The sequence below is a fragment of the Streptomyces sp. NBC_01551 genome (genome assembly GCF_026339935.1).
Lineage (GTDB): Bacteria > Actinomycetota > Actinomycetes > Streptomycetales > Streptomycetaceae > Streptomyces.
Map to the genome: position 1 here is coordinate 6,373,792 of NZ_JAPEPX010000001.1, position 25,348 is coordinate 6,399,139.

The following is a 25,348-nucleotide window of genomic DNA, read 5'->3' on the forward strand; positions in this document are numbered from 1 at the left end:
CTGTGCACACGCGGAGAGTGGCCGTCATCGGAAGCGGCGTCGCGGGACTGACCGCCGCCCACGTCCTGGGGAAGGCCTGCGAGGTCACCCTCTACGAGGCCGACGACCGGGTCGGAGGCCACGCCCACACCCACGAACTCCCCGCCGACGGCGGCGGAACCGTACGCGTGGACTCGGGTTTCATCGTCCACAACGAACGCACCTACCCCACCCTCCTTCGGCTCTTCGGCGAACTCGGCGTGTCCACCCAGGACTCCGAGATGAGCATGTCCGTCCGGTGCGACGGCTGCGGCCTCGAGTACGCCGGGGCGCGCGGCGCGGCGGGCCTGTTCACCGGCCGACCCGCCCTGCGCGGCCGCTACCTGCGGCTGCTGGCCGAGGTGCCGCTCTTCCACCGCCGCGCCCGCACGCTGCTGCGCGAGAGCCGCCCCGAGCACCACACCCTGGGCGACTTCCTCAGTGACGGCGGCTTCTCCCCGTACTTCGTCTCGCACTTCATCACCCCTCTCGTCGCCGCCGTCTGGTCCTGCCCCGCGCGGACCGCCCTGTCCTACCCGGCCGCTTACCTGTTCCGCTTCCTCGACCACCACGGACTGCTCTCACTCACCGGATCCCCGCAGTGGAAGACCGTCACCGGCGGCAGCTCCGCCTACGTCGACCGGATCGTCAAGGAGATCGGCGACGTCCGCACCTCCACCCCGGTGACCCGGGTCAGCCGCCACCCCGGAGCCGTCCTCGTCACCACCGCGGACGGCCTCACCGACGCCTACGACGCGATGGTGATCGCCACCCACCCCGACCAGGCCCTGCGCCTGCTGATCGACCCCACCCCGGACGAGCGCAGGATCCTGGGCGCGTTCACGTACGAGGCCAACCCGGCCGTCCTGCACACCGACACCGGCCTGCTGCCCCGCTCGCCCCGGGCCCGCGCGTCCTGGAACTACCACCTGGCCGACTGCCGCACCGCCGCCGACGCCGTGCGGGTCAGCTACGACATGACCCGCCTCCAGCGGCTGCCCGGTGCCACGGAGTACGTCGTCACCCTCAACCCGGGCGACCACGTCGACCCCGACCAGGCCCTCGCCCGCATGCGGTACGCGCACCCCGTCTACACCCACGCGTCGGTGGCCGCGCAACGGGAGTTGCCCCGGCTCAACATACGCGGCACCGCCTACGCCGGCGCCTACCACGGCTGGGGCTTCCACGAGGACGGCTGCCTCTCCGGCGTACGGGCGGCCGCCGCCCTGGGCGTCGAGTGGTGAGCGCCGGACCGGCCGTCGCCCCCGCCGCGGCGCCGGCCCTGTACGAGTGCGTCGTCGCGCACGCGCGGACCGCCCCGCTCCGGCACGCCTTCCGGCACCGCACGTACATGTGGCTCGTCGATCTGGACGCGCTGCCCCGACTCCCGCGCATGCTGCGCCCGTTGGCCCGCTTCGACGGCCGCGACCACTTCACCGGCGCCGCGCCGGCCATCCGCGCCGGCCTCGACGCCTACCTCGCCTCCCAGGGCGTACGGCTCGACGGCGGCCGGGTGCTGATGCTGGCCCACGCCCGCGTCTTCGGCTACGTGTTCAACCCCCTGACGCTGTACTGGTGCCACGACCGCACCGGGGCGCGGGTCTGCGTCGTCGCCGAGGTCCACAACACCTACCGGCAGCGCCACTGCTACCTGCTGCGCCCCGACGCGGCGGGCCGGGCCGAGGCCGCGAAGGACTTCCCCGTCTCGCCGTTCTTCCCCGTCGACGGGCACTACCGCATGCGCCTGCCCGAACCGCGCGAGCGGCTGGACGTCACCGTCCAGCTCGCGCGCGCCGGGCAGCGGCCCTTCACCGCGACCCTGCGCGGCCGGCGCCGGAGCGCCACCCCGCTCGCGCTGCTGCGCGCGGCAGCCCGGCACCCGTGGTCCACGGCCGCCGTCGCGGCCGGGATCCGCCGCCACGGCATCCGCCTCTTCCTCCGCGGCCTGCCCGTCCACCCCCGCCCGGCCCCTGCCCCCGTACCCGTACCCGTACGTCAGGAAGGCATCGCCCCGTGACCCTCTCGATCCCGCGCCCCGCCTATGCCCCCGACCCGCCCCGCGCGTACGTCGACGCCCAGGCCTGGCCGGACGTGGCCCGGCCGTCCGCGGCCCCGTTCGGGCACGCCGCCATCGCCCGCCGGATCATCCGGAGCGCGGTGGCGGCGCTGCCCCTGCGCTGCCGTTTCGGAGACGGGCCGGCCACCGGCACCGGGCCCTCGCTCACCGTCCACGACCCGGAGGCCTTCTTCGGCCGGATCGGGGCCGACGGCCTGATCGGGTTCGGCGAGTCCTACATGGCGGGGGAGTGGGACAGCGACGACCTGCCCGGCCTGCTGACCGTACTGGCCGCGCACGTGGACGAACTGGTGCCCGCCCCGCTGCGGCGCCTTCGCGGGGCCTGGGCGCACGGCAGGCCGCTGACGCAACTGAACTCGCGGTCGGGCGCGCGCGAGAACGCCCACCACCACTACGACCTCTCCAACGAGCTGTTCGCGCTGTTCCTGGACGAGACGCTGTCCTACTCCTCGGCGCTCTTCGCCGCCTTCCCCGCCCGCCAGGAGTCCCTCGGCACCGCCCAGCACCGCAAGATCGACCGGCTGCTCGACCTGGCCGACGTCGGCGAGGGCACCCGCCTGCTGGAGATCGGCACCGGCTGGGGCGAGCTCGCCCTGCGGGCGGCCGCGCGCGGCGCCCAGGTGACGACCGTGACCCTCTCCGTCGAACAGCACGACCTCGCCCGACGCCGCGTCGCCGAGGCGGGCCTCGCCGGCCGGGTGGACGTCGAGCTGCGGGACTACCGGGACGTCTACGGCCGCTACGACGCCGTGGTCAGCGTCGAGATGGTCGAGGCGGTCGGCGCCGAGTACTGGCCCGCGTACTTCGGCGCGCTGCGCCGGGCCCTGCTGCCCGGCGGCCGGATCGCGCTCCAGGCCATCACCATGGGCCACCGGCAGATGCTCGACACCGCCGCCACCCACACCTGGATCAGCAAGTACGTCTTCCCCGGCGGCCTGATCCCCTCCCGCGAGGCCATCGAGGAGAACGCCGCCGCCGTGGGCCTGCGCGTCATCTCCGACCACGGGTACGCCGACCACTACGCGCAGACCCTGCGCCTGTGGCGGGAGCGCTTCACCTCGCGGGCCGACGCCGTGGAGAGGCTGGGCTTCGACCGCACGTTCCGCCGGATGTGGGAGCTCTACCTGTCCTACTCCGAAGCCGGATTCCGCTCGCGCTACCTCGACGTCCGCCAGCTCCTGCTCACGGAGGCCGACCCCGGGCAGGAACCACAGCCGGATCCGGAGCCCCGGGCGTGACCGGCGCGGCGCGGGAGGCCCTGGCGGCCAACCTGGCCGCCGCCGGCGCCACCGCCCTGGCGGTCATGCTGGCGACGTTCGCCGTCGCGGTCCGCAAGGGGCCGCACCGGATCGTGGACGTCGCCTGGGGCCTCGCCTTCGCCGCCGTCGCCGCGGTCACGTACGGCCTCTCCGCCGGGTACGGGGACGACGCCCGCCGGCTCCTCGTCGCCGCCGCCACCCTCCTGTGGGGCGTGCGGCTGGCGGCGCACATCGCCCGGCGCGGCCGCGGCCACGGCGAGGACCCGCGCTACGCGAGACTCCTCGCCCGGGGGCGCGGCGGCCCGCGCCTGCGCGCGCTGCGCAAGGTCTACCTGCTCCAGGGAGCGCTGGTCTGGCTGGTCTCCCTGCCCGTGCAGGCCGCCTCGTACGTGGCCGCGCCCATCGGCGTCCTCACCGTCCTCGGTGCGGTCCTGTGGGCGGTGGGGCTGGCCTTCGAGGCCGTGGGGGACTTCCAGCTCGCCCGGTTCAAGGCCGATCCCGCCCACCGCGGCACGGTCATGGACCGGGGCCTGTGGGCATGGACCCGCCACCCCAACTACTTCGGCGACTGCCTGGTCTGGTGGGGCCTGTACCTGATGGCCTGCGGGACCTGGCCGACCGCCCTGATGTCCCTGCTCTCGCCGGTCGTCATGACCCTGCTGCTGACCAAGGGCAGCGGCAAACGCCTGCTGGAGGCCCATCTGGCCGACCGGCCCGGCTACGCCGCGTACACCGCCCGCACCAGCGGGTTCATTCCCCGGCGGCCTCGGGGTCCGGCAGGGCCTGCTCGGACCAGATGACCTTCCCCTCGGGCGTGTACCTGGCCCCCCACCGGCGGCTGAGCTGCGCCACCAGGAAGAGGCCGCGACCCCCCTCGTCCGTGGTGGTGGCGTAGTGCAGCCGCGGTGAGCTGCTGCTGCCGTCGAAGACCTCGCAGGTCAGCACCCGGTCGAGGAGCAGCCGGACCCGGACCGGCTCGGCGCCGTGCCGGATGGCGTTGGTGATCAGCTCGCTCAGCACCAGTTCCGTGCCGAAGGTGAGCTCGGAGAGCCCCCACTCCTCCAGCTTCGCCATGGCCAGGGCACGCATGCCCCCGACCGCGCTCGGCTCGAACGGCACGTCCCATTCGGCGATGTGGTCCGCCGGCAGGGCCGACGTCCGGGCGACCAGCAGGGCCACGTCGTCGCGGGGCCGCACCGGCAGCAGCCGTTCGAGGACCGCCCGGCAGGTCTCGGCGGGCTTGCGGTCCGCGTGGGCCAGGGCGGCGCGCAGCAGGTCCAGGCCCTCGTCGATGTCCCGCGTCCGGTCCTCGACCAGCCCGTCGGTGTACAGCACCAGCTGGGTGCCCTCGCTGAGCTGCAGCTCCGCCGACTCGAAGGGGAACCCGCCCAGCCCCAGCGGCGCGCCCGCCGGCAGCTCGGGGATCTCCACGGTGCCGTCCGGGCGCACCACCGCAGGCGGCACGTGCCCGGCCCGCGCCACCGTGCAGCGCTGGTTCACCGCGTCGTACACGGCGTACATGCAGGTGGCGCCGAGCAGGCCGCCCTGGGCGCCGCCGCCCTCCCCGCCGCTCTGGTCGATGTACTGCACGAGGTCGTCCAGCCGGGCCAGCAGCTCGTCGGGGGGCAGGTCCAGGGACGAGAAGTTCAGTACGGCCGTCCGCAGCCGGCCCATGGCCGCCGCGGCGTGCAGACCGTGCCCGACGACGTCCCCGACGACCAGCGCCACCCGGCTGCCGGGGAGCGGGATCACGTCGAACCAGTCGCCGCCCACCCCGGACTGCGCGGGCAGGTAGTAGTGGGCCACCTCCACGGCGCTCTGCTCGGGCAGGTCGCGCGGCAGCAGGCTGCGCTGGAGGGTCACGGCCAGGGTGTGCTCACGGGTGTAGCGGCGCGCGTTGTCGATGCTGACCCCGGCCCGGGCGACCAGCTCCTCCGCCAGCGACAGGTCCTCCTCGTCGAAGGGCTCCGGCTTCTGCGAGCGCCAGAAGTTGACCACGCCGAGCACCACCCCGCGGGCCTTGAGGGGGGCCGTGATCAGCGAGTGCACGCCGTAGTCGATGATGGCCCGCGCCCGCGGCGGGTCCTGGGCGTGCCAGCCGGTCGCGTCGGCCAGCTGGGGCACCACCTCGGCCCGACCGCTGCTGAGGCCGCGCGCCTGCGGGGTGGAGTCCACGAAGTCGATCAGCCTGCCGCGCGGGTAGAGCGGCACGTCGTCGTGGATCCCGCTGAACCCGGTGCGGCGCAAGTCGGCCGACGCGGCGGTGGGCTCCTCGCCGTGCAGCACCGGCTCCGCCAGATCGACGGTCGCGAAGTCCGCGAACCGGGGTACGGCGACATCCGCCAGCTCCTGGGCGGTCTGCTCCACGTCCAGGGTCGTGCCCACGCCGACCCCGGCGTCGTAGAGCAGTTTCAGGCGCCTGCGGGCCGCCTCGGCGCGGGTGCTGAGCACCTGCATCTCGGTCGAGTCCCGGATGGTGACGGCCGCCCCCTCGGGCCCGCCACCGGGCTTGGTCGGCCGCTGGTTGATCACCAGCAGCCGCTCCCCGGCCTCGTGCACCTCGTCGGTGGCCACCCGGCGGGACAGCAGCAGCTCGCCCAGGTGACGGTCGAGCCCCACACGGTCGATGCGCTGCCCCTCGGCGTCCGCCGGCAGCCGCAGCAGCCGTTTGGCCTCGTCGTTGGCGAGCAGCAGCACCCCGGCCCCGTCGGTGATCAGGACGCCCTCGCGGACGGCGTGCAGCACCGCGTCGTGGTGCTCGTACATCCGGGTCATTTCGAGCGGGCCGAGTCCGTGCGTCTGGCGCCGCAGGCGTCTGCTGATCAGTGCCGCGCCCGCGGTGGCCAGGGCCAGGGCCGCCGCGCTGGCGCCGAGGATGACGGGGAGCTGCCGGTTGACCACCCCGGTGACGTTCTCGACCGTGAGCCCGGCCGACACCAGGGCCTCCACCTGGCCGTCGTCGGTGAACACCGGCACCACGGCCTGGATCTCCTGGCCGAGCGGCCCCTTCACGCTTTCGGTGTACACCTCGCCGTTGAGCGACGGTTCGATCGTGCCGACGAACTTCTTCCCGATGCGGTCGGGGAGGGGGTGGGTGTAGCGGATCCCCTCCGTGTCCATGACGACGATGAAGTCCACCCCGGCGGCCTTGCGGGTCTCCTCGGTGAGCGGTTGCAGGATCTTGGTGGGATCCGGGGTCTGGAGCGCCGCGTGCAGCCCGAGCGAATGGGCGAACGTCTCCGCGACCGCGACCGAACGGGCGCGGGCCTCGCGGTCCACGTCGTGACGCGACTGGAGTACCAGCGCGAGTACCGCCCCGGCGGCGAGCAGCACCACGACCGCCACCTGAAGGACGAATACCTGTCGGGCGACGCTTCGCGGGCGATTCCGTCTCAGTGACCGCACCGACGTCCCCGGCACGGGCTGCAAGGATGGGTCACGAACTATTTGTAGCACTGCCGGTGGCCTGAGGTCGGTCGAGATACCCCGGCGGGGTGGCGCGGCGATTCGCGCCGGCCGCCGCGCGGGCGGTGCAACGCGCACCTCACGGCCTTGTCCGGGCTCTGGCACTACCGTGAATCCCGTGGGTCAGTCGCAGCCGCGTGGCGAGGAGGCCGGGAACCGTGTCGACGTCCAGCCATGAGATTTTCGGAGCGCCGTGCTGGGTCAGCCTGATGACCCGGGACCTCGCCTCCGCCCACGCCTTCTACGGCGCCGTACTGGGCTGGCAATTCCGGCCCACCCGGCTCGGCGAGCAGTTCTCGGTCGCCATGCTCGACGGCGTGCCGGTCGCCGGGATCGGCGCCCTGGCGCTGCGGCTGGGCATCCCGGTGGCCTGGACCCCGTACTTCGCGGTCGAGGACGCCGATGTGACGGCCGCGCGGATCCGCGAGCGCGGCGCCACGACGGCGGTCGGCCCGCTCGCCTTCGGGACCGGGCGCGCCGCGCTCGCCGCCGACCCCGACGGGGCGGTCTTCGGGTTCTGGCAGGGCGAGGTCATCCCCGACTGGACCGCCCGCGGGGACGGGGCCGCCGCGTGGATCGAACTCCACACCCGGGACGCGTTCGCCGCCGCGGTCTTCTACGGGGAGGTCCTGGACTGGGCCTGCGAACGGCCGGGCTGCTGCGACGTCTCCTACGAGCAGGGCCGCGTCATCGTCCGCCGGGGCCACGACACGGTGGCGCGGATCAGCGGCGGGGCCGTCGAGGCGGCCCCCGACCCGCAGGTCCGGCCGCGCTGGCACGTCCACTTCTCGGTGCTCGACCTGGAGAAGGCCGTGGAGACCGCCACCACGTTCGGCGGATCGGCCGTCTCCCCCGTCCAGACCGGGCCCACCAGCCGCTCGATCACCCTCCGCGACCCGGACGGCGCACTGTTCACCATCGTCTCGCCGAACACCTGACGGGCCGGTCCGGCCCCCTCCGGCCCCGCCGGCGTTCGAGGCTCCGCGCGGCGGGCCCGTTGCCCAGCGCGGGACCGCTCGTTGACCCGTCTGACGTGGGCGTTGGCGGTACGGGGACGAGGGATCCGGGTGGCGGTAGCACGCAGGACGGTACTGCAGGCGGCTTCTGCCGGTACGGCGGCGGCGCTCCTCGGGTCCGCCCCGGCAGCGGCGGCCACCGCCGCACCGGGCGTCGGCGCACCGGCCGCCGGCGCACCCGCTTCCGACGATCCGGTCAGGCTGCGCCTCACCGCCGCCACCAACGGCGCGGCGACCACCACCGCCACCGCGGACCGCGTCATCGCCGAGGTGCAGGGGATCCTCTGGGAGCTGACGCCGGACGGCTCGGCCGCGCGCGCACTGACCCCGCCCGACCTGGAGCCGACCCGCCCCGTGCTCTCGCCCGACGGCCGCCAGGTGGCGATGAGCGCCTACCGCGACGGCACCTTCCACATCTGGCTGATGAACGCCGACGGCTCGGGCCTGCGCAGGCTCACCGACGGCCCGTTCGACCACCGCGCGCCCGCCTGGTCCCCCGACGGCACCACGATCGCCTGCTGCTCCGAACGCGGTGGCGACCCGGTGGCGGGCAGCCCGTACCGCATCTGGACCGTACGGGTACGCGACGGCCACGCCCGCCGCCTCACCGGCCTCCCCGGCCAGAGCGGGCCCGGACAGGGCGGCGAGTGGGAGGACTTCGACCCGGCCTGGTCCGCCGACGGCTCCCGGGTGCTGTTCGTACGCGGAACCTTCGCCGGGGAAACCCTCACGGCCCGCACCCTCGCCTCGGTGGCCGCCACGCCCCTGGCCGACGCCGACGCCCCTGGGGCCCCCGGCGCCTCCGACGCCCCTGAAGCCGGCGACGACGATGCCCCCGCCGACGCCCCCGCACCTGTGCGGACCGAGCACACCGTCGCCGACGGCCGCCTGCTCGCCCCGGCGCTCTCCCCGGCCGGCCGCACCGCCTGGCTGTGCGCCCTGCCCGGGCCCCGCAAGGCCGAGCACCTGACCCTGTTCGTGGACGGCCGCCACGTCGCCCTCGACGGCGATCTCGCGCCCGCGCCGCCGCGCTGGGCCGGGGACGACCAACTGCTGATCACCCTCGACGGCCGGTTCCGGCTGATCCGCCCCCACCGGGAGAACACCGGCCGCGAACTCCCCCTCGACGCCACCCTCGACATCCGCCGGCCCCGCTACCGGGCCAAGGCGTACGTCCTGGAGGCCGAACGGGACCGCCCGGTGCGCGGCATCCACCTGCCGGCCCTCTCTCCCGACGGCCGCAGCGTGGCCTTCGCCTCCCTGAACTCCCTGTGGGTGGCGTCCGTGACCGGGGGCGCGCCGCGCCGGATCGTCCGCGCCGCCGCCACCACGTACGTCCAGGCCCCCGTATGGACGCCCGACGGCCGCGCCCTGCTCTACACCGACGACCGCGACGGCCTGAACGCCGTCCGCCGCCGCGAGCTGGCCGACGGCGCCGAACGCGTGCTCGCCCCCGGCGGGCGCGTCTACGGCGCCCTCTCCCCGGACGGCACCCGCCTGGCCGCCCTCGACATGTCCGGCCGCCTCCTCGTGCGCGACCTGGCCACCGGGGCCGAGACCCGCCTGGCGGACGCCCTCGGCGGCGGTGGGCTGCCCGGCCCGCCGAGCTGGTCCCCGGACGGCCGCCACCTCGCCCTCTGCGACCGCAACCGGCTCAGCCGGCGATTCCGCGAGGGCTACAACCTCATCCGGATCGTCGACGCGAGCAGCGGTGCGTCCCGTCTGTACGCCCTCGCCCCGCACGCCTCGCTGTCCGACCGCTACGCCTCCGGCCCCGCGTGGTCCCCCGACGGCCGCCACCTGGCCTGCGTCAGCGAATCAGCCCTGTGGCTGCTCCCGGTCACCCCCGACGGCGCCCCGGACGGCCCGGCCCGCCGCCTCACCGACGAACCCGCCGACCACCCCTCCTGGTCCGGGGACTCCCGCACGCTGCTCTACCAGTCCGGCGCCCGGCTGCGCCTGCTATCCCTCGACGCCGCGGGCGCCCCGGCCGGCCCGGCCCGGAGCGTGCCGGTCGCGCTGAGCTACCGCAGGCCGGCCCCCGTGGACACCGTCGTACGGGCCGGGCAGCTCTGGGACGCCACCGGCTCCGCGCCGCGCGCCGACGTGGACGTCCTGATCAGCGGCGGCCGGATCACCGCCGTCGAACCGCACCGGCCGGGGGTGCGCCGCCGGGCCACCCGTACCGTCGACGCGTCCGGTGCCACCGTGCTGCCGGGTCTGTGGGACGCGCACATCCACCCGTACCTGAACACCTACGGCGCGCGCGAGGGCGCGACCCTGCTCGCCTACGGGATCACCACCGCGGTCTCGCTCGGCGGTTCGGCGTACGAGCAGGCCCGGGTACGGGAGGACATCCTGGCGGGTCGGCTCGCCGCGCCCCGGCTGCTGGCCGGCGGAGAACTCCTGGACGGCTCCCGGGTCGCCTACAGCATGGGCCGCGCCCACCGCACGCCGGAGGGCTTCACCCGCTCGCTGGCCCGGGCCGCCGCCCTCGACTGGGACTTCGTCAAGACCTACGTCCGGGCCCCGTACCCGCAGATGGCGCAGGCCGCCCGATTCGCGCACGAGCGGCTGGGGGTTCCCGCCGGCTCGCACCTGTGCGCGGCCGGGATCCACGCGGGGCAGGACCTGACCACGCATCTGGTGGCCACCGAGCGCGCGGAGTCCGGGCACGGCGCGACCCCGTCGGGCCACACCTACCAGGACGCCCTGGAGCTCTACACCCGCGGCGGCTTCCATCTGATCGCCACGCCGTTCACGGCGCTGCCCCTGCTCGGCCAGGACCCCGGTGCCGCCGCCGACGCGCGGGTGACGGCCCTGATGCCGCCGTGGGACGTGGTGGCGGTCAAGGCGGTGGCCGGGGAGCCGCCCACCGAGGAGCAGCTGACCGCCCTGGAGCGGGAGGTCGCCGTCTACCGGCGGGCCCTGCGGGGCGGCGCGTGGCTGGCCCTGGGCACCGACGCGCCACTGACCCCGGTCGGACTCCAGCTCCACCTGGTGCTGCGGGCCCTGCACCGGTACGGAATGAGCCCGGCCGAGGCCCTGACCACGGTGACGCGGACCCCGGCGCGCGTCTTCGGCGTCGCGGACCGCCTCGGCACGGTGGAGACCGGGAAACTGGCGGACCTGACCGTCGTCGACGGGGATCCGTTCGCGGACTTCGCCGCCCTGATCCGGACCCGCGCTGCCGTCCGGGGCGGCGTCGTCCACGAACGCGCCGCGATCGTCGAGGAGTTCGCCCGGCGCACCCCGGCCGAGAACCCCGGCGACGACTGGCGCGCGGTCGCCCGCGAGCTGGCCCGGGACAGCTGCTGCGGCTCCCCGTTCGCGGGCTGACGGGCCGGCGGGCAGAGCGGCCGACGGGCCGGCGGGCTGGCCGAGTCCCGCCCTGGTGGCCGTCCGCGCCGGTGCGGCACCATCGCCGTGTCCGTACGGTCGCCGAGCCGAAGGAACCGCCCGTGCACACACCACCCCGCACGCACCCGCGCATCCGCTCCCTCGTCACCGCACTCGCCCTGATCGCCGGCGCGCTCCTCGCGCCCGGCGTCGGGGTGCTGGCCGGGGCCACCGACGCGCACGCCGCCCCCACCAAGATCAGCCACGCCACCGCGACCTCGATGTTCCGCCAGTCGGGGATCACCTGGTCCTCGTCGGGCAACTGCTCCGACCGCAACAATGGCAGCTGCACGTCGTTCGAGCAGCTGAACCTCGCCACCGCCCAGGCCGCGCAGACCCTCAGGAGCGCGAGCGGCTGCGCCCTGAACATCACCGGCGGCACGGAGACGGGGCACGCGAGCGGCACGTACTCCCACTGGAACGGCTACAAGCTCGACTTCGGGAAGGCGGGCTGCCTGACCACGTACGTCAAGAACACCTTCACGTACATCGGCCCGCGCGGCGACGGTGCTCCGCAGTGGAAGTCGGGCTCGGGCAACATCTACGCCGACGAGGGCAACCACTGGGACGTCCTCTACTACACCTGCGGCGGCTGCTGAGCCGGCCCTCACCCGCACCGCAGCGCGCCGCCTCCCCGCCGCCGCGAGGGCACCGGGGAGGCAGCGCGCCGTGCGGGCGTCAGTCCTTGAGCGTGTCCTTGATCTTCTCCTTGGCCTGGCGGGCGTCGCCCTTCGCCTGGTCCATGCGGCCCTCGGCGGTCAGACGCTCGTTGCCGACGGCCCGGCCGGCGGCCTCCTTGGCCGTGCCCTTGGCCTGCTCGGTCTTGGCCTTCGCCTTCTCTCCGCGGGACATGTGGTCCCTCCCGTACGTCGGAAACGGTGGACGTGAATGCGTCTGACCGCGAATGGCCCCCGTAAACCTGGCTGATTCGGGTTGATTCCCTTCCGGGATTTCCCGGCTAGGGTCCCGCCTTGTCAGTATTCCAGGGGAGGGAAACAGATGATCAAGCGAATCGCGAAATTATCGGTATTGCCGGCCGTCGCGGCGACCGTGCTTCTCGCCGCCGCTCCCGCCAATGCCGCGGGCTACCGCTGGAGCAGCTGCTACGAAGGGCGCTGCGACTGGGGTTACGTCGACGGTTCCTTCGGCACGATCTGGGACCAGAGCGAGGACGCCGCCGGCGCCGCTCTCGAGGTCCGGATGTACGGCGGCGGAACCGACAGGGTCACGACCCTGAACCACGACATCACGGAGCGGTGGTTCCCGTACGTCATCCGGCAGGCGCGGGTCTGCGAATGGGACGGGTTCAAGCTCTCGTCGTGCGGGGGCTGGAAGTCCTTCTAGTGCGCGCGTGACCGGCCAGGCGCGACAGTGACGCCCCGCCCGCCGCCGACGGCGTCAGGCGGGGCGTTCGCGCTCCGGACCGCGTCGCGGGTCGCCGGGGTCGGGCGTGCCGCCCATCATGCGGAGCATTCAACAGGAACGCGATGTTGAGTCAGGCCGTGCAATTCCAGCGCACGCCCTCCGTGGGAATTCGCGCGTCCGCCGGGTCGGCGCCAGACCGAGCCCGCCGAACATGAACTCAACGACGTATCCGGCGGCCACTGTCGCCAGATGGAAAGCGCCGAGGACGAAAACGGTCATGCGCGGGCCCTGATACGTCCGGTAGATGTTCAGGGTCGCCGCGAGCGGGTGTCCCTCGAAGAAGAAGGCGCGCCAGAAGGAATCCGGCACCCGGGTCGAATAATCGAGCAGGTGTTCGGGTGGCGCGCTACCCTGGAGGCATGCACGCACTCCAGGGCTCGCTCTTCGACCAGACCGACGAGATCGGCCTCGGCCCGCTCTGCGGGCTGCGCCGGACCGAGCTCGGCGCCGGGGCCTGGGTGGACCACCTGCCCGGCTGGCTGACCGGGGCCGACGCGCTGTTCGAGCGGCTGGCCGCAGAGGTGCCGTGGCGGGCCGAGCGGCGCCAGATGTACGACCGCGAGGTGGACGTACCACGGCTGCTCGCCTTCTACGGCGAGGGCGAGGCCCTCCCGCACCCCGCGCTCACAGACGCCCGGGCGGCCCTGAGCGGGCACTACGCCGCCGAGCTCGGCGAGCCGTTCACCACCGCCGGGCTGTGCCTCTACCGCGACGGCCGAGACAGCGTCGCCTGGCACGGCGACCGGGGCGGGCGCTCCGCCACCGAGGACACCATGGTCGCCATCGTCTCCGTCGGCGATCCGCGCGACCTCGCCCTGCGCCCGCGCGACGGCGGCCCCACCCTGCTGCGGCTGCCGCTCGGACACGGCGACCTCGTCGTGATGGGCGGCTCCTGCCAGCGCACGATGGAGCACGCGATCCCCAAATCGGCCCGCGCCGTCGGCCCCCGGATCAGCGTCCAGTTCCGCACCCGCGGCGTCCTGTAACCCCCTTACGGCCGCTCGCGCGGGTTCCTCCGATGGCGCACCGAGCTGGCGCACGCCACGCCGCCGGTGTCCGCTGGAGGGGTGGAGGTCCCCGTACCCGACCGCGGCCGGCCGGCCGGACTCCCTCCGGCGGCGGGCGCGGCCGTCCTGGCCGCCGGGATCCTCTCGATCGGCCTGCACCTGATCGGGCAGGAGCTGCTGTCGCTGGTGGCCCTGGGGATCGCGGGGCTGCTGTGGCTCGTCCTCGCCCGCGACTTCGCGGCCCGGCTGATCGGCGACCGCGGCCGTTTCCGGGCCGAGGCCGACACCCCGGCGGCGCTGACGGCGGTCGCCGCCACCACCGTGCTCGGGTGCCGGCTCTCGATGCTGGGGTGGCAGGGGGCGGCCGCCGCCGCGCTGGCGCTGGCCACCGTGCTCTGGCCCGGGCTGCTGCTCGCCGTCGTACGGCACTGGCACCGGCGGATGCCGGGAGCGGCCTTCCTCGTCTGCGTCGCGACCCAGGGGCTCGCCGTGCTCGCGGCGGTGCTGGCCGCGGCGGACGACGCCGACTGGCTCGCCCGGGCGGCGCTGGCCGCGTTCTGCCTCGGCCTGCTGCTGTACGGAGCGGCCCTCGTACGGTTCGACTTCCGCGAGGTGTTCCGGGGGGCCGGCGACCACTGGGTGGCGGGCGGCGCGCTGGCCATCTCGGCCCTGGCCGGCTCCAGGCTCACGGCGTCACCCGTCTGGACGGGCTGGGCGCACACCACCCTGCGCACCGTCACGCTCGTCGCGCTCGCCCTCTCGCTCGTCTGGTACGTGGTCCTCCTAGCCGCCGAACTGGGCAGCCCGCGCCCGCGCTACGACATCCGGCGCTGGGCGACCGTGTTCCCGCTCGGCATGACGGCGACCGCCTGCCTCTCGGCGGCCGACCCGACGGGCGTGGCCTGGCTGGGCCAAGCGGGTGAGCTGCTGCTGAGGATCGCCGTCGCCGCGTGGCTGCTGACCTTCGTCATGTTCGTCGCGGCCCACCGGCGTCGCCCCGGCCGCCGCCGCTGACCCCGGCGCCGCCCGGATCCCCGCCGCCCGGATCCGCGCCGCCCGCCCGGATCCCCGCCACCGCGACCCAGGCCAGCAGGGCGAGCGCCGCGAGCAGGGCCCAGCGCGAGCCGTGGTGCAGCGTCAGCAGACCGCCCGCGACGGCCCCGCAGAGCAGGGCCGCGACCGAGACCAGGCGCCGAACCGCGGGCGCTCCCCACGGGTCGGCGGCCAGTCCCGTCAGCGCCCGGGTGACCACGGTCGTCGTCAGGTCCGGTACCGCCAGCCGGTGGACGACCGCGTTCTGCAGGCCCATGCCGAGCGCGAGCAGGCCGACCACCGCGAGCTGGCCGCCCCCGGACGCCGTCGCGGCGAGAGCGCCGCCGACCAGGGCCGCCTGCACCGCCACCAGCGGGCCGAACATCCGCGCCGCCGTGCGGTCGCGGCGCAGCCGCCCGGTGGCCATCGCCCCGGCGATGAAGGCCGCCAGCGCCAAGAGCGAGGCCGCGCCGGACAGTTCCCGGTCCCCGGCGAGCGCGAAGCCGAGGAACGCCACGTTGCCCGTCATGTTGGCGACGAAGACGTGGTCGAGCCCCAGATAGCTCACCGCGTCCACCAGCCCGCTCACGAACGTGAGCACGACCAGCAGCGGCGCCACCGCCGCGTGCGGCCCGCTCTCCCCGTCCGGCCCCGGCGGGAACAGCAGGGCGGACAGCCTCCGCCGGATCATCCCGCTCCCTCCCGCCGCGCGACGTGCCCGTGCCGCCGCGTTTCCTGTGGCGGCGCCCCGAGCACCTCAGTAGGGTCCCGGCCATGGCATACACGTTTCAGGTGACCATCGACTCCGCCGACCCGCATCCCCTCGCCGACTGGTGGGCCGACGCCCTCGGCTGGGAGGTGGAGCCCAGCGACGAGGCCTTCATCCGCCGCACCATCGAGGCCGGCCACGCCACCGACGAGGACACCACCACCCACCGCGGCACCCTCGTGTGGAAGGCCGGGGCCGCGATCCGCCACCCGGAGGGCCTGGAGCGCGCGCCCCGCATCCTCTTCCAGTTCGTACTCGACGCCAAGACCGTCAAGAACCGCGTCCACCTCGACGTCCGCACCGCAGCCGACGACCCGAAGGCCGTGGTCGAACGCCTGATCGCCAAGGGCGCCACGCACCTCCACGAAGCCACCCAGGGCCCCTTCCGGTGGACGACACTCGCCGACCCGCAAGGCAACGAACTCTGCGTCTCGCACTAGCCGGGCCTACGCTGCCCCTGTGAACGTCATCCTCTTCGGCGGAACCGGAATGCTCGGCCACGGGGTCCTGCGCGAATGCCTGCGCGATGACGCCGTCGAACGCGTCGTCGCCGTCGGGCGGACCCCGCTCGGCGTCTCGCACCCCAAACTGCGCGAGCTCGTCCAGGCCGATCCCTCCGACCTCTCCGCGCTCTCCGCCGAACTGCCCGGCTTCGACGCCTGCTTCTTCTGCCTCGGCGTCTCCTCCGTCGGCATGAAGGAGGAGGCCTACCGCCGCATCACCCACGACCTGACGCTCGCGGTCGCCCGCCCCCTCGCCGCGGCCAACCCCCGGATGACGTTCGTGTACATCTCCGGGGAGGGCACCGACAGCACCGAGAGCCGCCGGGCCATGTGGGCCCGCGTCAAGGGCAAGACGGAGAACGAGCTGCTGTTGCTGCCGTTCCGGGCCTACATGTTCCGTCCCGGCATCGTGCAGCCGATGCACGGCCTGCCGTCCAAGACGCGTCTGCACCGCACCGTCTACACCGTCGCCGGCCCGCTCATCCGGCTGCTGCGCCGGATCGCGCCGGACCGGATCACCACCACCGAGCTCCTCGGCCGCGCCATGATCGCCGTCGCCACCCCCGCGACGGCCCCCGGCACCCATGTCCTGCGCACCCGTGACATCAACCGTCTCGGCGGCGCGGACCAGGCATAATTCGCTGTCGGACCGTCCTCCCGCACGTGAGAATGGAGCATCTCGATCCGGGAGGAACCCCATGAGCCAGGCCCACCTGACTCTGCACGACCTGCTGCCGCCCCAGGACCTGGCGGCCGCCATCGACGCCGGGCACGTGACCCGCAAGTCGCACCCCGAACTGCCGCTGTCCATCTACACGTACACGCGGACGGCCCAGTACGAGCAGGTGTGGAACCAGGTCACCACGCGTTGTCGAGGCCTCGTCGCCGACGACACCACCGGCGCCGTCGTCGCCCTGCCGCTGCCGAAGTTCTTCAACGTCGGCGAGCACGAGGCCGGGCGGCCGTACGCGCCCGCGCTGCCGCAGGACGAGCCGTTCGAGGTGTACGACAAGGTCGACGGCAGCCTCGGCGTGGTCTTCCACTACGCCGGCCACTGGCGGGTCGCCTCCAAGGGTTCCTTCATCAGCGCCCAGGCCACCTGGGCGCAGCGCCGCCTCGACGGCAAGGACACCTCGGGCCTGGTCCCGGGCGTGACCTACCTCGCCGAGATCCTGTACCCGGAGAACCGCATCGTCGTCGACTACGGCGACCGCCGGGACCTGGTCCTGCTCGCCGCCTTCGGGCGGGACGGCACCGAGGTCCCGCTCGCCGAGGCCGCCGCCCACTGGCAGGGCATCGGCTCCGTCGTCACGGTGTGGCCCGCCATGCCGCTGGCCGAACTGATCGCGCTGACCGAGTCCAACACCCTGCCCGGCGGCCGCACCGCCACCGGTACCGACGCCGAGGGCTTCGTGCTGCGCTTCGCGTCCGGCGTCCGGGCGAAGGCCAAGATCTCCGAGTACGTACGGCTGCACAAGGTGCTGACCCGGGTCACCGAGCGCGACATCTGGCGCGGCCACGGCATCCAGCGCTTCGCCGGCCTGCCCGCCAAGCAGCTGGCCCAGCACCTGGGTTGCACGGTCGCCGACATCGACGCCTGGGGCGACAAGCCGCTCGACGCGCTGCTGGACCAGGTGCCCGACGAGTTCGACACCTGGGTGCGCCAGGTCATCGCCCGCATCGAGGAAGAGGCCGCGCGGCGCGAGCGCGCCATCGACGAGGCCTTCCGGGGCCTCGCGCACCTGACCGGCGACCGGGGCGCCTTCGCGCGGGCCGCGAAGGCGCTGCCCGACAGCCGGCTGCGCGCCGCGATGTTCCTGCGCCTGGACGGCCGGTCCACCGAGCTCGCCGTCTGGCGGGACGTGCGGCCGGAGACGGCCGACCCCTACACCACCGACGAGGAGAACTGACCAGTGTCCGAAGACCCCGCACGCCCCGTCGTCCATGTCATGACGGGGCTGCCGGCCTCGGGGAAGACGACCGCGGCGCGGGCCCTGCAGGCCGAGGCCGGAGGGCGGATACGCCGTGTCAACCTGGATGACCTGCGGGCCATGCTCGACGTGCCCGACCCCGAGCGGAGCCGTTCGTACAAGCACGAGCAGACCGTCCTGGCCGTCCAGGACGCGGCCGTGCGCGCGGCGGTCGAGGACGGGTTCGACGTGGTCGTCGACAACACGCACCTGACACCGCACATCCCCAAGCGGCTCAAGGCCGCGGTCGGGGGGCTCGCCACCTTCGTCGTGCACGACTTCACGGACGTGTCGGTGGAGGAGTGCGTGGCCCGGGACGCCGCGCGGGAACGGCAGGTCGGCGAGGAGATCATCCGGATCCTCGCGGACAAGCACCAGCGGTCCCGCAAGGGCGGCTGGCGGCTCACCGCCGAGTGGCTCAACGACCAGCCCCCCGTGCAGCCGTACGTGGCCGACCCGGCGCTGCCCGCCGCGGTGATGTGCGACATCGACGGGACGCTCGCGCTGACCGGCGACCGTCACGTCTACGACTTCACGCGTTGCGGACTCGACCTGCTCAACGAGCCGGTGCGGTACGCCCTGGACGCCTTCAGGCGCGCCGAGGGCGACACCATCGTGCTGCTGTCCGGGCGGAGCGAGGACCACCGGGTGCAGACGGAGGAATGGCTGGCGCGGCACGAGGTGCCGTACGACGAGCTGTGGATGCGCGCGTCCGGGGACCAGCGCCGCGATGACGTGGTGAAGGCCGAACTGTTCGACGCGCACGTCCGCCACCGGTACGCGGTGCGGATGTCGCTGGACGACCGGGACCGGGTGGTCGCGGTCTGGCGCCGGATGGGCCTGCCCACCTGGCAGGTCAACTACGGGGACTTCTAGCGCGGCCGTGCGCCGCCACGCCCCGGAAGGCCGGCCCCCGAGGTGCGGGGGCCGGCCTTCCGGCTGCCGGGTTACGGCATCGGCACGGGCTGCGGGCGCGGCTCGCGCGGACGCGCCGGGCAGGCCTTCACGGGGCCGAGGTTCTGGACGTAGCGCGCGGCCACCCAGCGGGACTCGGAGCCGGCGAGGCGGTACCAGATGTCGTTGCCGTCAACCAGGTCCCCGGTGTTCTTGCACACGAGCTCGACGTGCCGGCCGGGCTGGAGCGTGCCGAGGTTGTTCGATCCGACGTAGGGCTTGTTGCGGATGGTCAGCGGGCCCTTGGAGACGACCTTGCCGTAGACGGCCTTGACCTGGGTGCCGTCGGTGGTGTTTCCGTTCGAGTTCTCGCCGGACCCGTTCGGGGTCCCGGTGGAGTTCTCCGAGTTGTCCCAGTCGCCGGTGTTTCCAGTGTTACCGGTGTTGCCCGTGTTTCCAGTGTTGCCCGTGTTTCCGGTGTTTCCAGTGTTGCCCGTGTTGGCGTCGGAGTTGCCCGTGTTGCCCGTGTTGCCCGTGCTACCTGTGTTGCCCGTGCTGGCGTCGGAGTTGCCGGTGTTCCCCGAGTTCTCGGTGCCGTCGTCCGGCCAACCGTGCTCGGTGCCGTCGTCCACCACGCTCCCCTGCTCCGGCGTGTCGGGCAGCGGGTCCTCGTCCGCCGCGGCGACGCCCGCTCCGACCAGGCCGAGCACCAGGCTTCCGGCGGCGAGAGCGAGGATGGTCCTGGGGCGCTTCAGCATGAGCCGGCTCCTCTATGAAGACGTCCGCCCGGCCGCGGCGCGCGGCCGGAGGCGGCGACCAGGCGGTCACCACGGACGACTATGACGAGGGCGTGGCCCAACGGCCCGGCGGCGCACCGCCGATTAACCCGATATGCGCAATATCTGGCGATGGTGCGCATGTGCGAGGCCATGCCCGCCCCCGAACGGGCACGGCCGCGCGGCGGGGCCCCCGGGGGGAGGGGCCGATGCCGGAGTGGACCGGCTCCGGGAAATCTACGGGCGGACCGCCACCGCCCGCGCCCATCCACAGGGTGAAACCCGCCTACCCCCCAGGGTGGGGACCCTGTACAACCAGGGGTGTACCAGAGGGGGTTGACGTGCAGTTGTCCGCGCACCCGGCGGCGGTCCGGATCCGCGCCGGGCTTCCGGTGACCGGCGAGGTCGTGTATGCCGTCGGCTCGCTGTGGATCTCCTCCACCATGGTCCGCAACTGGCCCGACCCCCAGGGCTACTGGCGCGACACCGACGCCCTCGCCTACGCGCTCCTCGTCGCGAGCTACCTGCCGCTCGCCCTGCGGCGGCGATTCCCCGTCGCCATCCTGGCGAGCACCGCGTTCTGCGTCGCCGCGTACTTCACCCTCGGCTACTACCACGTCGTCGCCGTCTGCGGGCTGCTCCTCCCGCTCTACACCGTCGCCTCGCTCATCCCCCGCCGGGTGTCGGCCCGGTGCGCGGCCGGGGCGCTGCTCGTGCTCCTGTGGGGCACCCGGCTCGCCGAACCGGGGATCGGGCCGCTCAGCGCCCGCGAGGCCCTCGCGGAGATGCGCCGGATGCTGGTCCTGCTGCGCGCGCGGGAGGCGGCGCCCGCCGACCCGGCCCTGCCCGGCGTACCCCGACTCGCGCAGCTCGACGAGCCCGCCAAGCGGGTCGGCGAGGCCGGGGTGGGCGTCGACGTACAGGTCACGGGCGCGGCGTACCCGCTGCCGTCCGGGATCGACCTGTGCGCGTACCGCGTCGTCCAGGAGGCGCTGACGAACGTGCTGAAGCACGCGCCCGCCGCCCGGACCACCGTTCGCGTGCACTACGCCGAGGACGAGGTCCGGGTACGGGTGAAGGACGACGGAAAGGGGCATGCCGGCGCGCGGGATTCAGTCCCTCGCGGGGCGCCCGGCCAGGGCTTGATCGGCATGCGCGAGCGGGCGACGATCTACCACGGCACGGTGAGCGCCGAACCCGCCCCCGAGGGCGGATTCGAGGTCAGGCTGCGGATTCCCGTGCCCCGGGCCGGCCGTGGTGCGTGAACCGGGACCGGGCGAGCCGGGCGAGCTGGGGAGGAGGTGCGGCGATGCCGAGCGTGCTCGTCGTAGACGACCAGTTCCTCATCAGGTCCGGGCTGACCGCGCTGCTGACCGCCGCGCCCGGCTTCGAGGTCGCCGGGGAGGCCGCGGACGGCGAGGAGGCGGTGCGGCTCGCCGCCGAGACCCGCCCCGACGTCGTCCTCATGGACATCCGGATGCCCGGGACCGACGGGATCGCCGCCACCGAGCGGATCCTGGCGCAGTACGCGGAGCGCGTGAGGGAGCCGGAGCGCGCGGAGAACGCGGGGCGCGCGGGGGAGCCGGAGCGCGTGGGCGAGCCGGAGCGCGCCGGGGAGGCGGGCGGACGCGGGGGCCCCAAGGTGCTCGTGCTGACCACCTTCGACTCCGACGAGCACGTCTACCGCGCCCTGCGGGTCGGGGCGAGCGGCTTCCTCGTCAAGGACACCCCGCCCGACCGGCTGCTCGCCGCCATCGCCACCGTCCACGCCGGCGAGATGCTGTTCAGCCCGCGCGCCCTGCGCGGACTGATCGACACCTACGCCGCCCCGGTCGCCGGCGCCCCGTACCCCGCTCTGGACACCCTCACCCCGCGCGAGCGCGAGGTGCTCGGCCTGGTCGGTGCCGGGTTGGCCAACGGCGACATCGCCGCCCGGCTCGTCCTGAGCGCCGCCACCGTCAAGACCCACGTACACCGCTGCATGAGCAAGCTGGCCCTGTCCAGCCGCGCGCAGGCCGTGGTCGTCGCGCACGAGTTCGGGCTCGCCGTCCGGACGCCGTGACGGCGTGCCGGAGCCGCGTGACCTGGATGGCCTGAACCAACCGTCTTCGAGGCCTTCCGGATGCGGGCGGCGGCCACCGGCGCCAGAGTGGGCCGCATGGGTATCGAAGACTACAGCGGCGGCCCAGGGCCCCAGCAGACCGGCGTCATGGTCGTCACGACCAACGACGTCCCCGGCTACCGGGTCGAGCAGGTCATCGGGGAGGTCTTCGGCCTCACCGTGCGCTCCCGCCACCTGGGAAGCCAGATCGGCGCGGGCCTGAAGTCGATGATCGGCGGCGAGCTGAAGGGCCTCACCAAGACGCTGGTGGAGACCCGCAACCAGGCCATGGAGCGGCTCATCGAGGCGGCGAAGGCGCGGGGCGCGAACGCGGTGCTCGCGATGCGCTTCGACGTGACCGACGCCGCCGACGTGGGCACCGAGGTGTGCGCGTACGGGACAGCCGTGGTCCTGGTCCCGTCGGCCGGCTGACCCGCGCCAACCGCCGCGGCGGCGGCCGGCCCCGTGACGATCAGCTCGCCCGAGCTGTCCGTCACCGTGGACAGCGCCTTCCCGCGTGTCGTCGACTACACCCGCCGCGCCACCGGGGACGTCCTGCACGGCAACGAGGAGGGGGCTTCAGCGGGGCGCCTTCAGAGGGGGCCCTCAAGGGGCCGTGCGCGGCGCGGACGGTGCGGGCTCCCGCAGGCCCGCCGCCAGCCCGGCGAGGACCACGGCCAGGCCCAGCCAGACCGCCGGGCCCGGTACCCCGCCCCCGGTCAGGACCCCGGCGCCGGCCGCGGCGAGCGGGGCGACGCCGGTCAGCAGCCCGGCTCGGCCGGAGCCCACGGCGGCCACGGTGCGGTACCAGAGCAGGAAGGCCACCGCAGTCACCATCACGGCCAGGTACCCGGCGGCCGCCCACTGGTCCGGGCCCAGCTCCACGAGGTCCGCCGGGCGCTCGAAGAGCAGGGTGAGCCCCGCCAGCATCACCGCCCCCAGCCACACCGCGTGCAGCGACACCCCCCACGCGCCGTGCCGCCGCAGCACCGGCACCGCGAGCAGCGTGAACCCCGCCTCGCAGGCCAGCGCGAGCGCGGCCCAGGCCACCCCGGCGGCGTCCGTGCGGCCGGTCCCCTCCACCAGTACGGCCCCGGCCACGACGACCGGGGCGGCCAGCAGGATCCGGCGGCGGGGCCGACGGCCCTCCAGCAGCGGGCCGATCACCCCGAGGAGGACCGGCACGGAAGCCACCGCGACGGCGATGACGGCCGGTTCGGCGTGCGCGACGCCACGTACGACGGCCACGTTGAACAGGACCAGGCCCGTCGCGGCGATCCCCGCCAGCCACAGCCATTCCCGGCCGCGCGGGAGCAGCAGTCGCACCCGCGCGGCCCGGGCGAGGGCGAGCAGGATCAGCGCGGCGGCCGCGTAGCGGACGGCCTGGGTGGCGAACAGCGGGGCGTCGACGAGCGAGCGGGAGACGGTGACGCTGCTGCCGACCAGGGCCATGCCGGCGATACCGGGCGCGAGGTCGCGCAGCGAGGCGGAGGGGGCGGGTGGGGCGGAGGGGACGAGGGTGGCGGGTGCGGGGTGGGTGGTGAGTGGCTCCATACGATCGAGCCTGGCCCCAGAATGGTCCCATGAGCAGGTCCAATGAGAGCGTGTCCCAGGGGTCCAAAGCCGGATCGGACTTCCTCCAGCTCGACCTCGGCCGGGCCCCGCTCGGCGGCCGCACCGAGTGGCTCGCCGGGCGCCTGCGCGCCGCGATCGCCGACGGCACGCTCCCGGTCGGCACCCGGCTGCCCGCCAGCCGGGTCCTCGCCGCCGAACTCGGCGTCTCGCGCGGCCTGGTCACCGAGGCCTACCAGCGGCTGGCCGAGACCGGCCAGGTGGCGGGGCGCGGCCGGGGCGGCACCGTCGTGGTCGCGGCCCCACCGCCCGCGCCGGCCGCCCCCGTGCGCACCCCGGACCGCGGTGGGCTGGTGGACGCGCTGCGCGCCGTACCCTGCCGGATCGACCTCTCGCCCGGGGTACCCGACCTCACCGCCTTCCCCCGTACCGCCTGGCTCCAGGCCGAACGCCGGGTCCTCGGCGGCCTCACCGCGGCCGACTTCGGCTACGGCAACCCGCAGGGCGCGCCCGCGCTGCGGGAGGCGGTGGCCGGCTGGCTGGCCCGCAACCGCGGCATCCGGGCGGACCCCGACGAGGTGGTGATCGTCGCCGGCGTCGCCCAGGCGCTGGCCCTCCTCGCCGTGGTGCTCCGCGAGGACGGCGTCCGGCGGATCGCGGTGGAGGACCCCGGCTCGCTCGGGGCGCGGCAGCAACTGGAGTACGGGCGGCTGGAGACGGCCCCGGTACGGGTGGACGCGGGCGGCTTGGACGTTGCCGCGCTCCGGGAGAGCGGGGCCGCGGCGGTCCTGCTGACGCCCGCGCACCAGTTCCCGACCGGCGTCGTCCTCGACGGCGAGCGCCGCCGGGAGTTGCTGGGCTGGGCGGCCGCGGGGGGAGTGGTCATCGAGGACGACTACGACGCCGAGCACCGCTACGACCGCGCGCCGGTCCCCGCGTTGAAGGCGATGTTGCCCGAGCGGGTCTGCTACGCGGGCAGCGTGTCCAAACTGCTCGCGCCCGCGCTCCGGTTGGGCTGGGTGCTGGCGCCGGAGCGCTACCGGGACGCGGTGGTTCAGGCCAAGCGGTACGCGGACCTCGGCAACGCGGTGCTGGCGCAGCTGGTGCTGGCCGACCTGATGGACTCCGGGGAGCTGGAACGCCACCTGCGCTTCGTGCGGCGGCGCCACCGCCGCCGCCGGGACGCGATGCTGCGGGCGATCGCGGCCCGTTTGCCGGGAGCCCGGGTCCACGGCGCGGCGGCGGGGCTGCACCTGATGGTCACCTTCGACGAGGACCGCTTCGAGGACACCGCCCTCGCCTCGGCGGCCCTCGGCCTCGGCGTCAAGGCGCACCCGCTGTCCTGGCACCGCCTCGGACCGGGCCCGCCCGGGCTGATCCTGGGCTACGCGGCGGGCCCGGCCGGCGAGATCGAGGAGGGCGTCGCGGTCTTCGGCGAAGCCTTGGGGACACTGCGGCGAAAAGTTTTTTCGCCGGGGCGGCAACCTCCGGCCCGGTCGCGCGTCGTGCGGGGGTGAAGGGCGTGATCCCGCGCCCCTCACCGACCGTGGAGAACCGGAGAACCACCGTGAAGAACCTGAAGAGCGTCACCCCGACCGCCCGCCGGGTGGCCGCCGTCACCACCGCCGCCGCCGGGGTGGCCGTCGCTCTCGCCGCCGGGCCGGCCTTCGCCGCGCAGGGCCCGTCCGCCATGCCGTCGCCCGTCCCCAGCGTGTCGGCCAGCACCGCCCCGGCGCCCTCCGTCAGCGTCCCGCCGCGCGGTACGCCCACCCCGAGCCGCAGCGTCCCGCCGCGCGGTACGCCCACCCCGAGCCGCAGCGTCCCGCCGACCTCCGCCCCGTCGCCGTCGGTGAGCCGCGCCCCCGGCAGCGCCACCCCGTCCCCCGCGCCGAGCGGCGTCCCGTCGGCCGCGCCCAGCGCCACCCCCGGCGGCGGCGAGGGTTCCGAGCTCGCGCATACTGGCTCCTCCGCCACCACCATGGCCCTCGGGGCCGGCGCCGTCGCGCTGATCGCCGTCGGTGGCGGCGCCCTGTACACCGTGCGGCGCCGCGTCAGCAGCTGAGGA

At 74.5% G+C, this 25,348-nt stretch carries 24 protein-coding genes; 19 read left to right on the forward strand and 5 right to left on the reverse strand.

Annotated features, from left to right (window positions below):
- Positions 1 to 17 precede the first annotated feature (17 nt).
- Genes OG982_RS28665 through OG982_RS28680 form a run of 4 tightly spaced genes read left to right on the forward strand, consistent with a single transcriptional unit; the run spans position 18 to position 4,154 of the window.
- Positions 18 to 1,262, forward strand: a complete 1,245-nt coding sequence (locus OG982_RS28665; RefSeq protein WP_266949707.1) for an NAD(P)/FAD-dependent oxidoreductase — start codon at positions 18 to 20, stop codon at positions 1,260 to 1,262.
- Positions 1,259 to 2,035, forward strand: coding sequence for a DUF1365 domain-containing protein (locus OG982_RS28670; protein WP_266781871.1), 777 nt, complete (start codon positions 1,259 to 1,261; stop codon positions 2,033 to 2,035). The genes OG982_RS28665 and OG982_RS28670 overlap by 4 nt, the downstream gene beginning before the upstream one ends.
- Positions 2,032 to 3,333 (forward strand): cyclopropane-fatty-acyl-phospholipid synthase family protein, encoded by a 1,302-nt coding sequence (locus tag OG982_RS28675; protein WP_266949709.1) that lies wholly within the window; start codon positions 2,032 to 2,034, stop codon positions 3,331 to 3,333. Before OG982_RS28670 ends, OG982_RS28675 begins: the two co-directional genes overlap by 4 nt.
- Positions 3,330 to 4,154 (forward strand): DUF1295 domain-containing protein, encoded by an 825-nt coding sequence (locus OG982_RS28680; protein WP_266781869.1) that lies wholly within the window; start codon positions 3,330 to 3,332, stop codon positions 4,152 to 4,154. The genes OG982_RS28675 and OG982_RS28680 overlap by 4 nt, the downstream gene beginning before the upstream one ends.
- Here the strand turns inward: OG982_RS28680 and OG982_RS28685 are convergent.
- Entirely contained in the window at positions 4,105 to 6,759 is a 2,655-nt protein-coding gene (locus OG982_RS28685; RefSeq protein ID WP_266781867.1) for a SpoIIE family protein phosphatase/ATP-binding protein, read from the reverse strand. The genes OG982_RS28680 and OG982_RS28685 overlap by 50 nt on opposite strands.
- Before the next feature lie 269 nt (positions 6,760 to 7,028).
- Here OG982_RS28685 and OG982_RS28690 point away from each other — a divergent pair, with 269 nt between their 5' ends.
- The 3 genes from OG982_RS28690 (at position 7,029) to OG982_RS28700 (ending at position 11,833) form a co-directional block, all read left to right on the forward strand.
- Positions 7,029 to 7,757 carry a VOC family protein gene (locus OG982_RS28690; protein WP_266791645.1) on the forward strand — a complete coding sequence of 243 codons (729 nt, stop codon included), beginning with the start codon at positions 7,029 to 7,031 and terminating at the stop codon, positions 7,755 to 7,757.
- Between the two features lie 129 nt (positions 7,758 to 7,886).
- Positions 7,887 to 11,174 carry an amidohydrolase family protein gene (locus OG982_RS28695; protein ID WP_266949710.1) on the forward strand — a complete coding sequence of 1,096 codons (3,288 nt, stop codon included), beginning with the start codon at positions 7,887 to 7,889 and terminating at the stop codon, positions 11,172 to 11,174.
- A gap of 122 nt (positions 11,175 to 11,296) precedes the next feature.
- Complete coding sequence (locus OG982_RS28700; protein WP_266781863.1) at positions 11,297 to 11,833, forward strand: hypothetical protein; 537 nt, start codon at positions 11,297 to 11,299, stop codon at positions 11,831 to 11,833.
- 79 nt (positions 11,834 to 11,912) lie between these two features.
- On the opposite strand, the gene OG982_RS28705 is transcribed toward OG982_RS28700, so the two are convergent.
- Complete coding sequence (locus tag OG982_RS28705; protein WP_266781861.1) at positions 11,913 to 12,086, reverse strand: CsbD family protein; 174 nt, start codon at positions 12,084 to 12,086, stop codon at positions 11,913 to 11,915.
- A 147-nt stretch (positions 12,087 to 12,233) separates the two neighbouring features.
- On the opposite strand from OG982_RS28705, the gene OG982_RS28710 reads away from it, so the two are divergent.
- The 3 genes from OG982_RS28710 (at position 12,234) to OG982_RS28725 (ending at position 14,680) form a co-directional block, all read left to right on the forward strand.
- Positions 12,234 to 12,578: a hypothetical protein gene (locus OG982_RS28710; RefSeq protein WP_266781859.1), complete on the forward strand. Its 345-nt coding sequence runs from the start codon at positions 12,234 to 12,236 to the stop codon at positions 12,576 to 12,578.
- A gap of 440 nt (positions 12,579 to 13,018) precedes the next feature.
- On the forward strand, positions 13,019 to 13,645 hold the full coding sequence (locus OG982_RS28720; RefSeq protein ID WP_266781855.1) for an alpha-ketoglutarate-dependent dioxygenase AlkB: 627 nt from the start codon (positions 13,019 to 13,021) through the stop codon (positions 13,643 to 13,645).
- A gap of 81 nt (positions 13,646 to 13,726) precedes the next feature.
- Positions 13,727 to 14,680: a hypothetical protein gene (locus tag OG982_RS28725; RefSeq protein ID WP_266949711.1), complete on the forward strand. Its 954-nt coding sequence runs from the start codon at positions 13,727 to 13,729 to the stop codon at positions 14,678 to 14,680.
- On the opposite strand, the gene OG982_RS28730 is transcribed toward OG982_RS28725, so the two are convergent.
- A complete protein-coding gene (locus OG982_RS28730; RefSeq protein WP_266949712.1) occupies positions 14,634 to 15,389 on the reverse strand; it encodes a YoaK family protein in 756 nt (251 codons plus the stop codon). The genes OG982_RS28725 and OG982_RS28730 overlap by 47 nt on opposite strands.
- A gap of 83 nt (positions 15,390 to 15,472) precedes the next feature.
- Here OG982_RS28730 and OG982_RS28735 point away from each other — a divergent pair, with 83 nt between their 5' ends.
- The 4 genes from OG982_RS28735 to OG982_RS28750 all read left to right on the forward strand — a co-directional run bounded on the left by OG982_RS28735 (position 15,473) and on the right by OG982_RS28750 (position 18,816).
- On the forward strand, positions 15,473 to 15,907 hold the full coding sequence (locus OG982_RS28735) for a VOC family protein (protein ID WP_266781849.1): 435 nt from the start codon (positions 15,473 to 15,475) through the stop codon (positions 15,905 to 15,907).
- 19 nt (positions 15,908 to 15,926) lie between these two features.
- Complete coding sequence (locus OG982_RS28740; protein ID WP_266781847.1) at positions 15,927 to 16,607, forward strand: NAD-dependent epimerase/dehydratase family protein; 681 nt, start codon at positions 15,927 to 15,929, stop codon at positions 16,605 to 16,607.
- Positions 16,608 to 16,668: 61 nt separating this feature from the next.
- Positions 16,669 to 17,880: an RNA ligase gene (locus OG982_RS28745; protein ID WP_266781845.1), complete on the forward strand. Its 1,212-nt coding sequence runs from the start codon at positions 16,669 to 16,671 to the stop codon at positions 17,878 to 17,880.
- A 3-nt stretch (positions 17,881 to 17,883) separates the two neighbouring features.
- Positions 17,884 to 18,816: an AAA family ATPase gene (locus OG982_RS28750; RefSeq protein WP_266949714.1), complete on the forward strand. Its 933-nt coding sequence runs from the start codon at positions 17,884 to 17,886 to the stop codon at positions 18,814 to 18,816.
- Positions 18,817 to 18,887: 71 nt separating this feature from the next.
- Here OG982_RS28750 and OG982_RS28755 read toward each other — a convergent pair whose 3' ends face one another.
- Positions 18,888 to 19,592 (reverse strand): hypothetical protein, encoded by a 705-nt coding sequence (locus tag OG982_RS28755; RefSeq protein WP_266781841.1) that lies wholly within the window; start codon positions 19,590 to 19,592, stop codon positions 18,888 to 18,890.
- Between the two features lie 359 nt (positions 19,593 to 19,951).
- On the opposite strand from OG982_RS28755, the gene OG982_RS28760 reads away from it, so the two are divergent.
- The 3 genes from OG982_RS28760 (at position 19,952) to OG982_RS28770 (ending at position 22,143) form a co-directional block, all read left to right on the forward strand.
- Positions 19,952 to 20,875, forward strand: coding sequence for a sensor histidine kinase (locus tag OG982_RS28760; RefSeq protein WP_266949716.1), 924 nt, complete (start codon positions 19,952 to 19,954; stop codon positions 20,873 to 20,875).
- A 44-nt stretch (positions 20,876 to 20,919) separates the two neighbouring features.
- Positions 20,920 to 21,672, forward strand: a complete 753-nt coding sequence (locus OG982_RS28765; protein ID WP_266949718.1) for a response regulator transcription factor — start codon at positions 20,920 to 20,922, stop codon at positions 21,670 to 21,672.
- 96 nt (positions 21,673 to 21,768) lie between these two features.
- The gene (locus OG982_RS28770) at positions 21,769 to 22,143 is read left to right on the forward strand and encodes a YbjQ family protein (protein WP_266781835.1); all 375 of its coding nucleotides are present in this window, start codon (positions 21,769 to 21,771) and stop codon (positions 22,141 to 22,143) included.
- A 174-nt stretch (positions 22,144 to 22,317) separates the two neighbouring features.
- On the opposite strand, the gene OG982_RS28775 is transcribed toward OG982_RS28770, so the two are convergent.
- Positions 22,318 to 23,265, reverse strand: a complete 948-nt coding sequence (locus tag OG982_RS28775; protein ID WP_266781833.1) for a DMT family transporter — start codon at positions 23,263 to 23,265, stop codon at positions 22,318 to 22,320.
- Between the two features lie 29 nt (positions 23,266 to 23,294).
- Here OG982_RS28775 and OG982_RS28780 point away from each other — a divergent pair, with 29 nt between their 5' ends.
- Positions 23,295 to 24,800, forward strand: coding sequence for a PLP-dependent aminotransferase family protein (locus tag OG982_RS28780; protein WP_266781831.1), 1,506 nt, complete (start codon positions 23,295 to 23,297; stop codon positions 24,798 to 24,800).
- A 50-nt stretch (positions 24,801 to 24,850) separates the two neighbouring features.
- Positions 24,851 to 25,345, forward strand: a complete 495-nt coding sequence (locus tag OG982_RS28785) for an LAETG motif-containing sortase-dependent surface protein (RefSeq protein WP_266949719.1) — start codon at positions 24,851 to 24,853, stop codon at positions 25,343 to 25,345.
- The last annotated feature ends 3 nt before the right edge of the window (positions 25,346 to 25,348 follow it).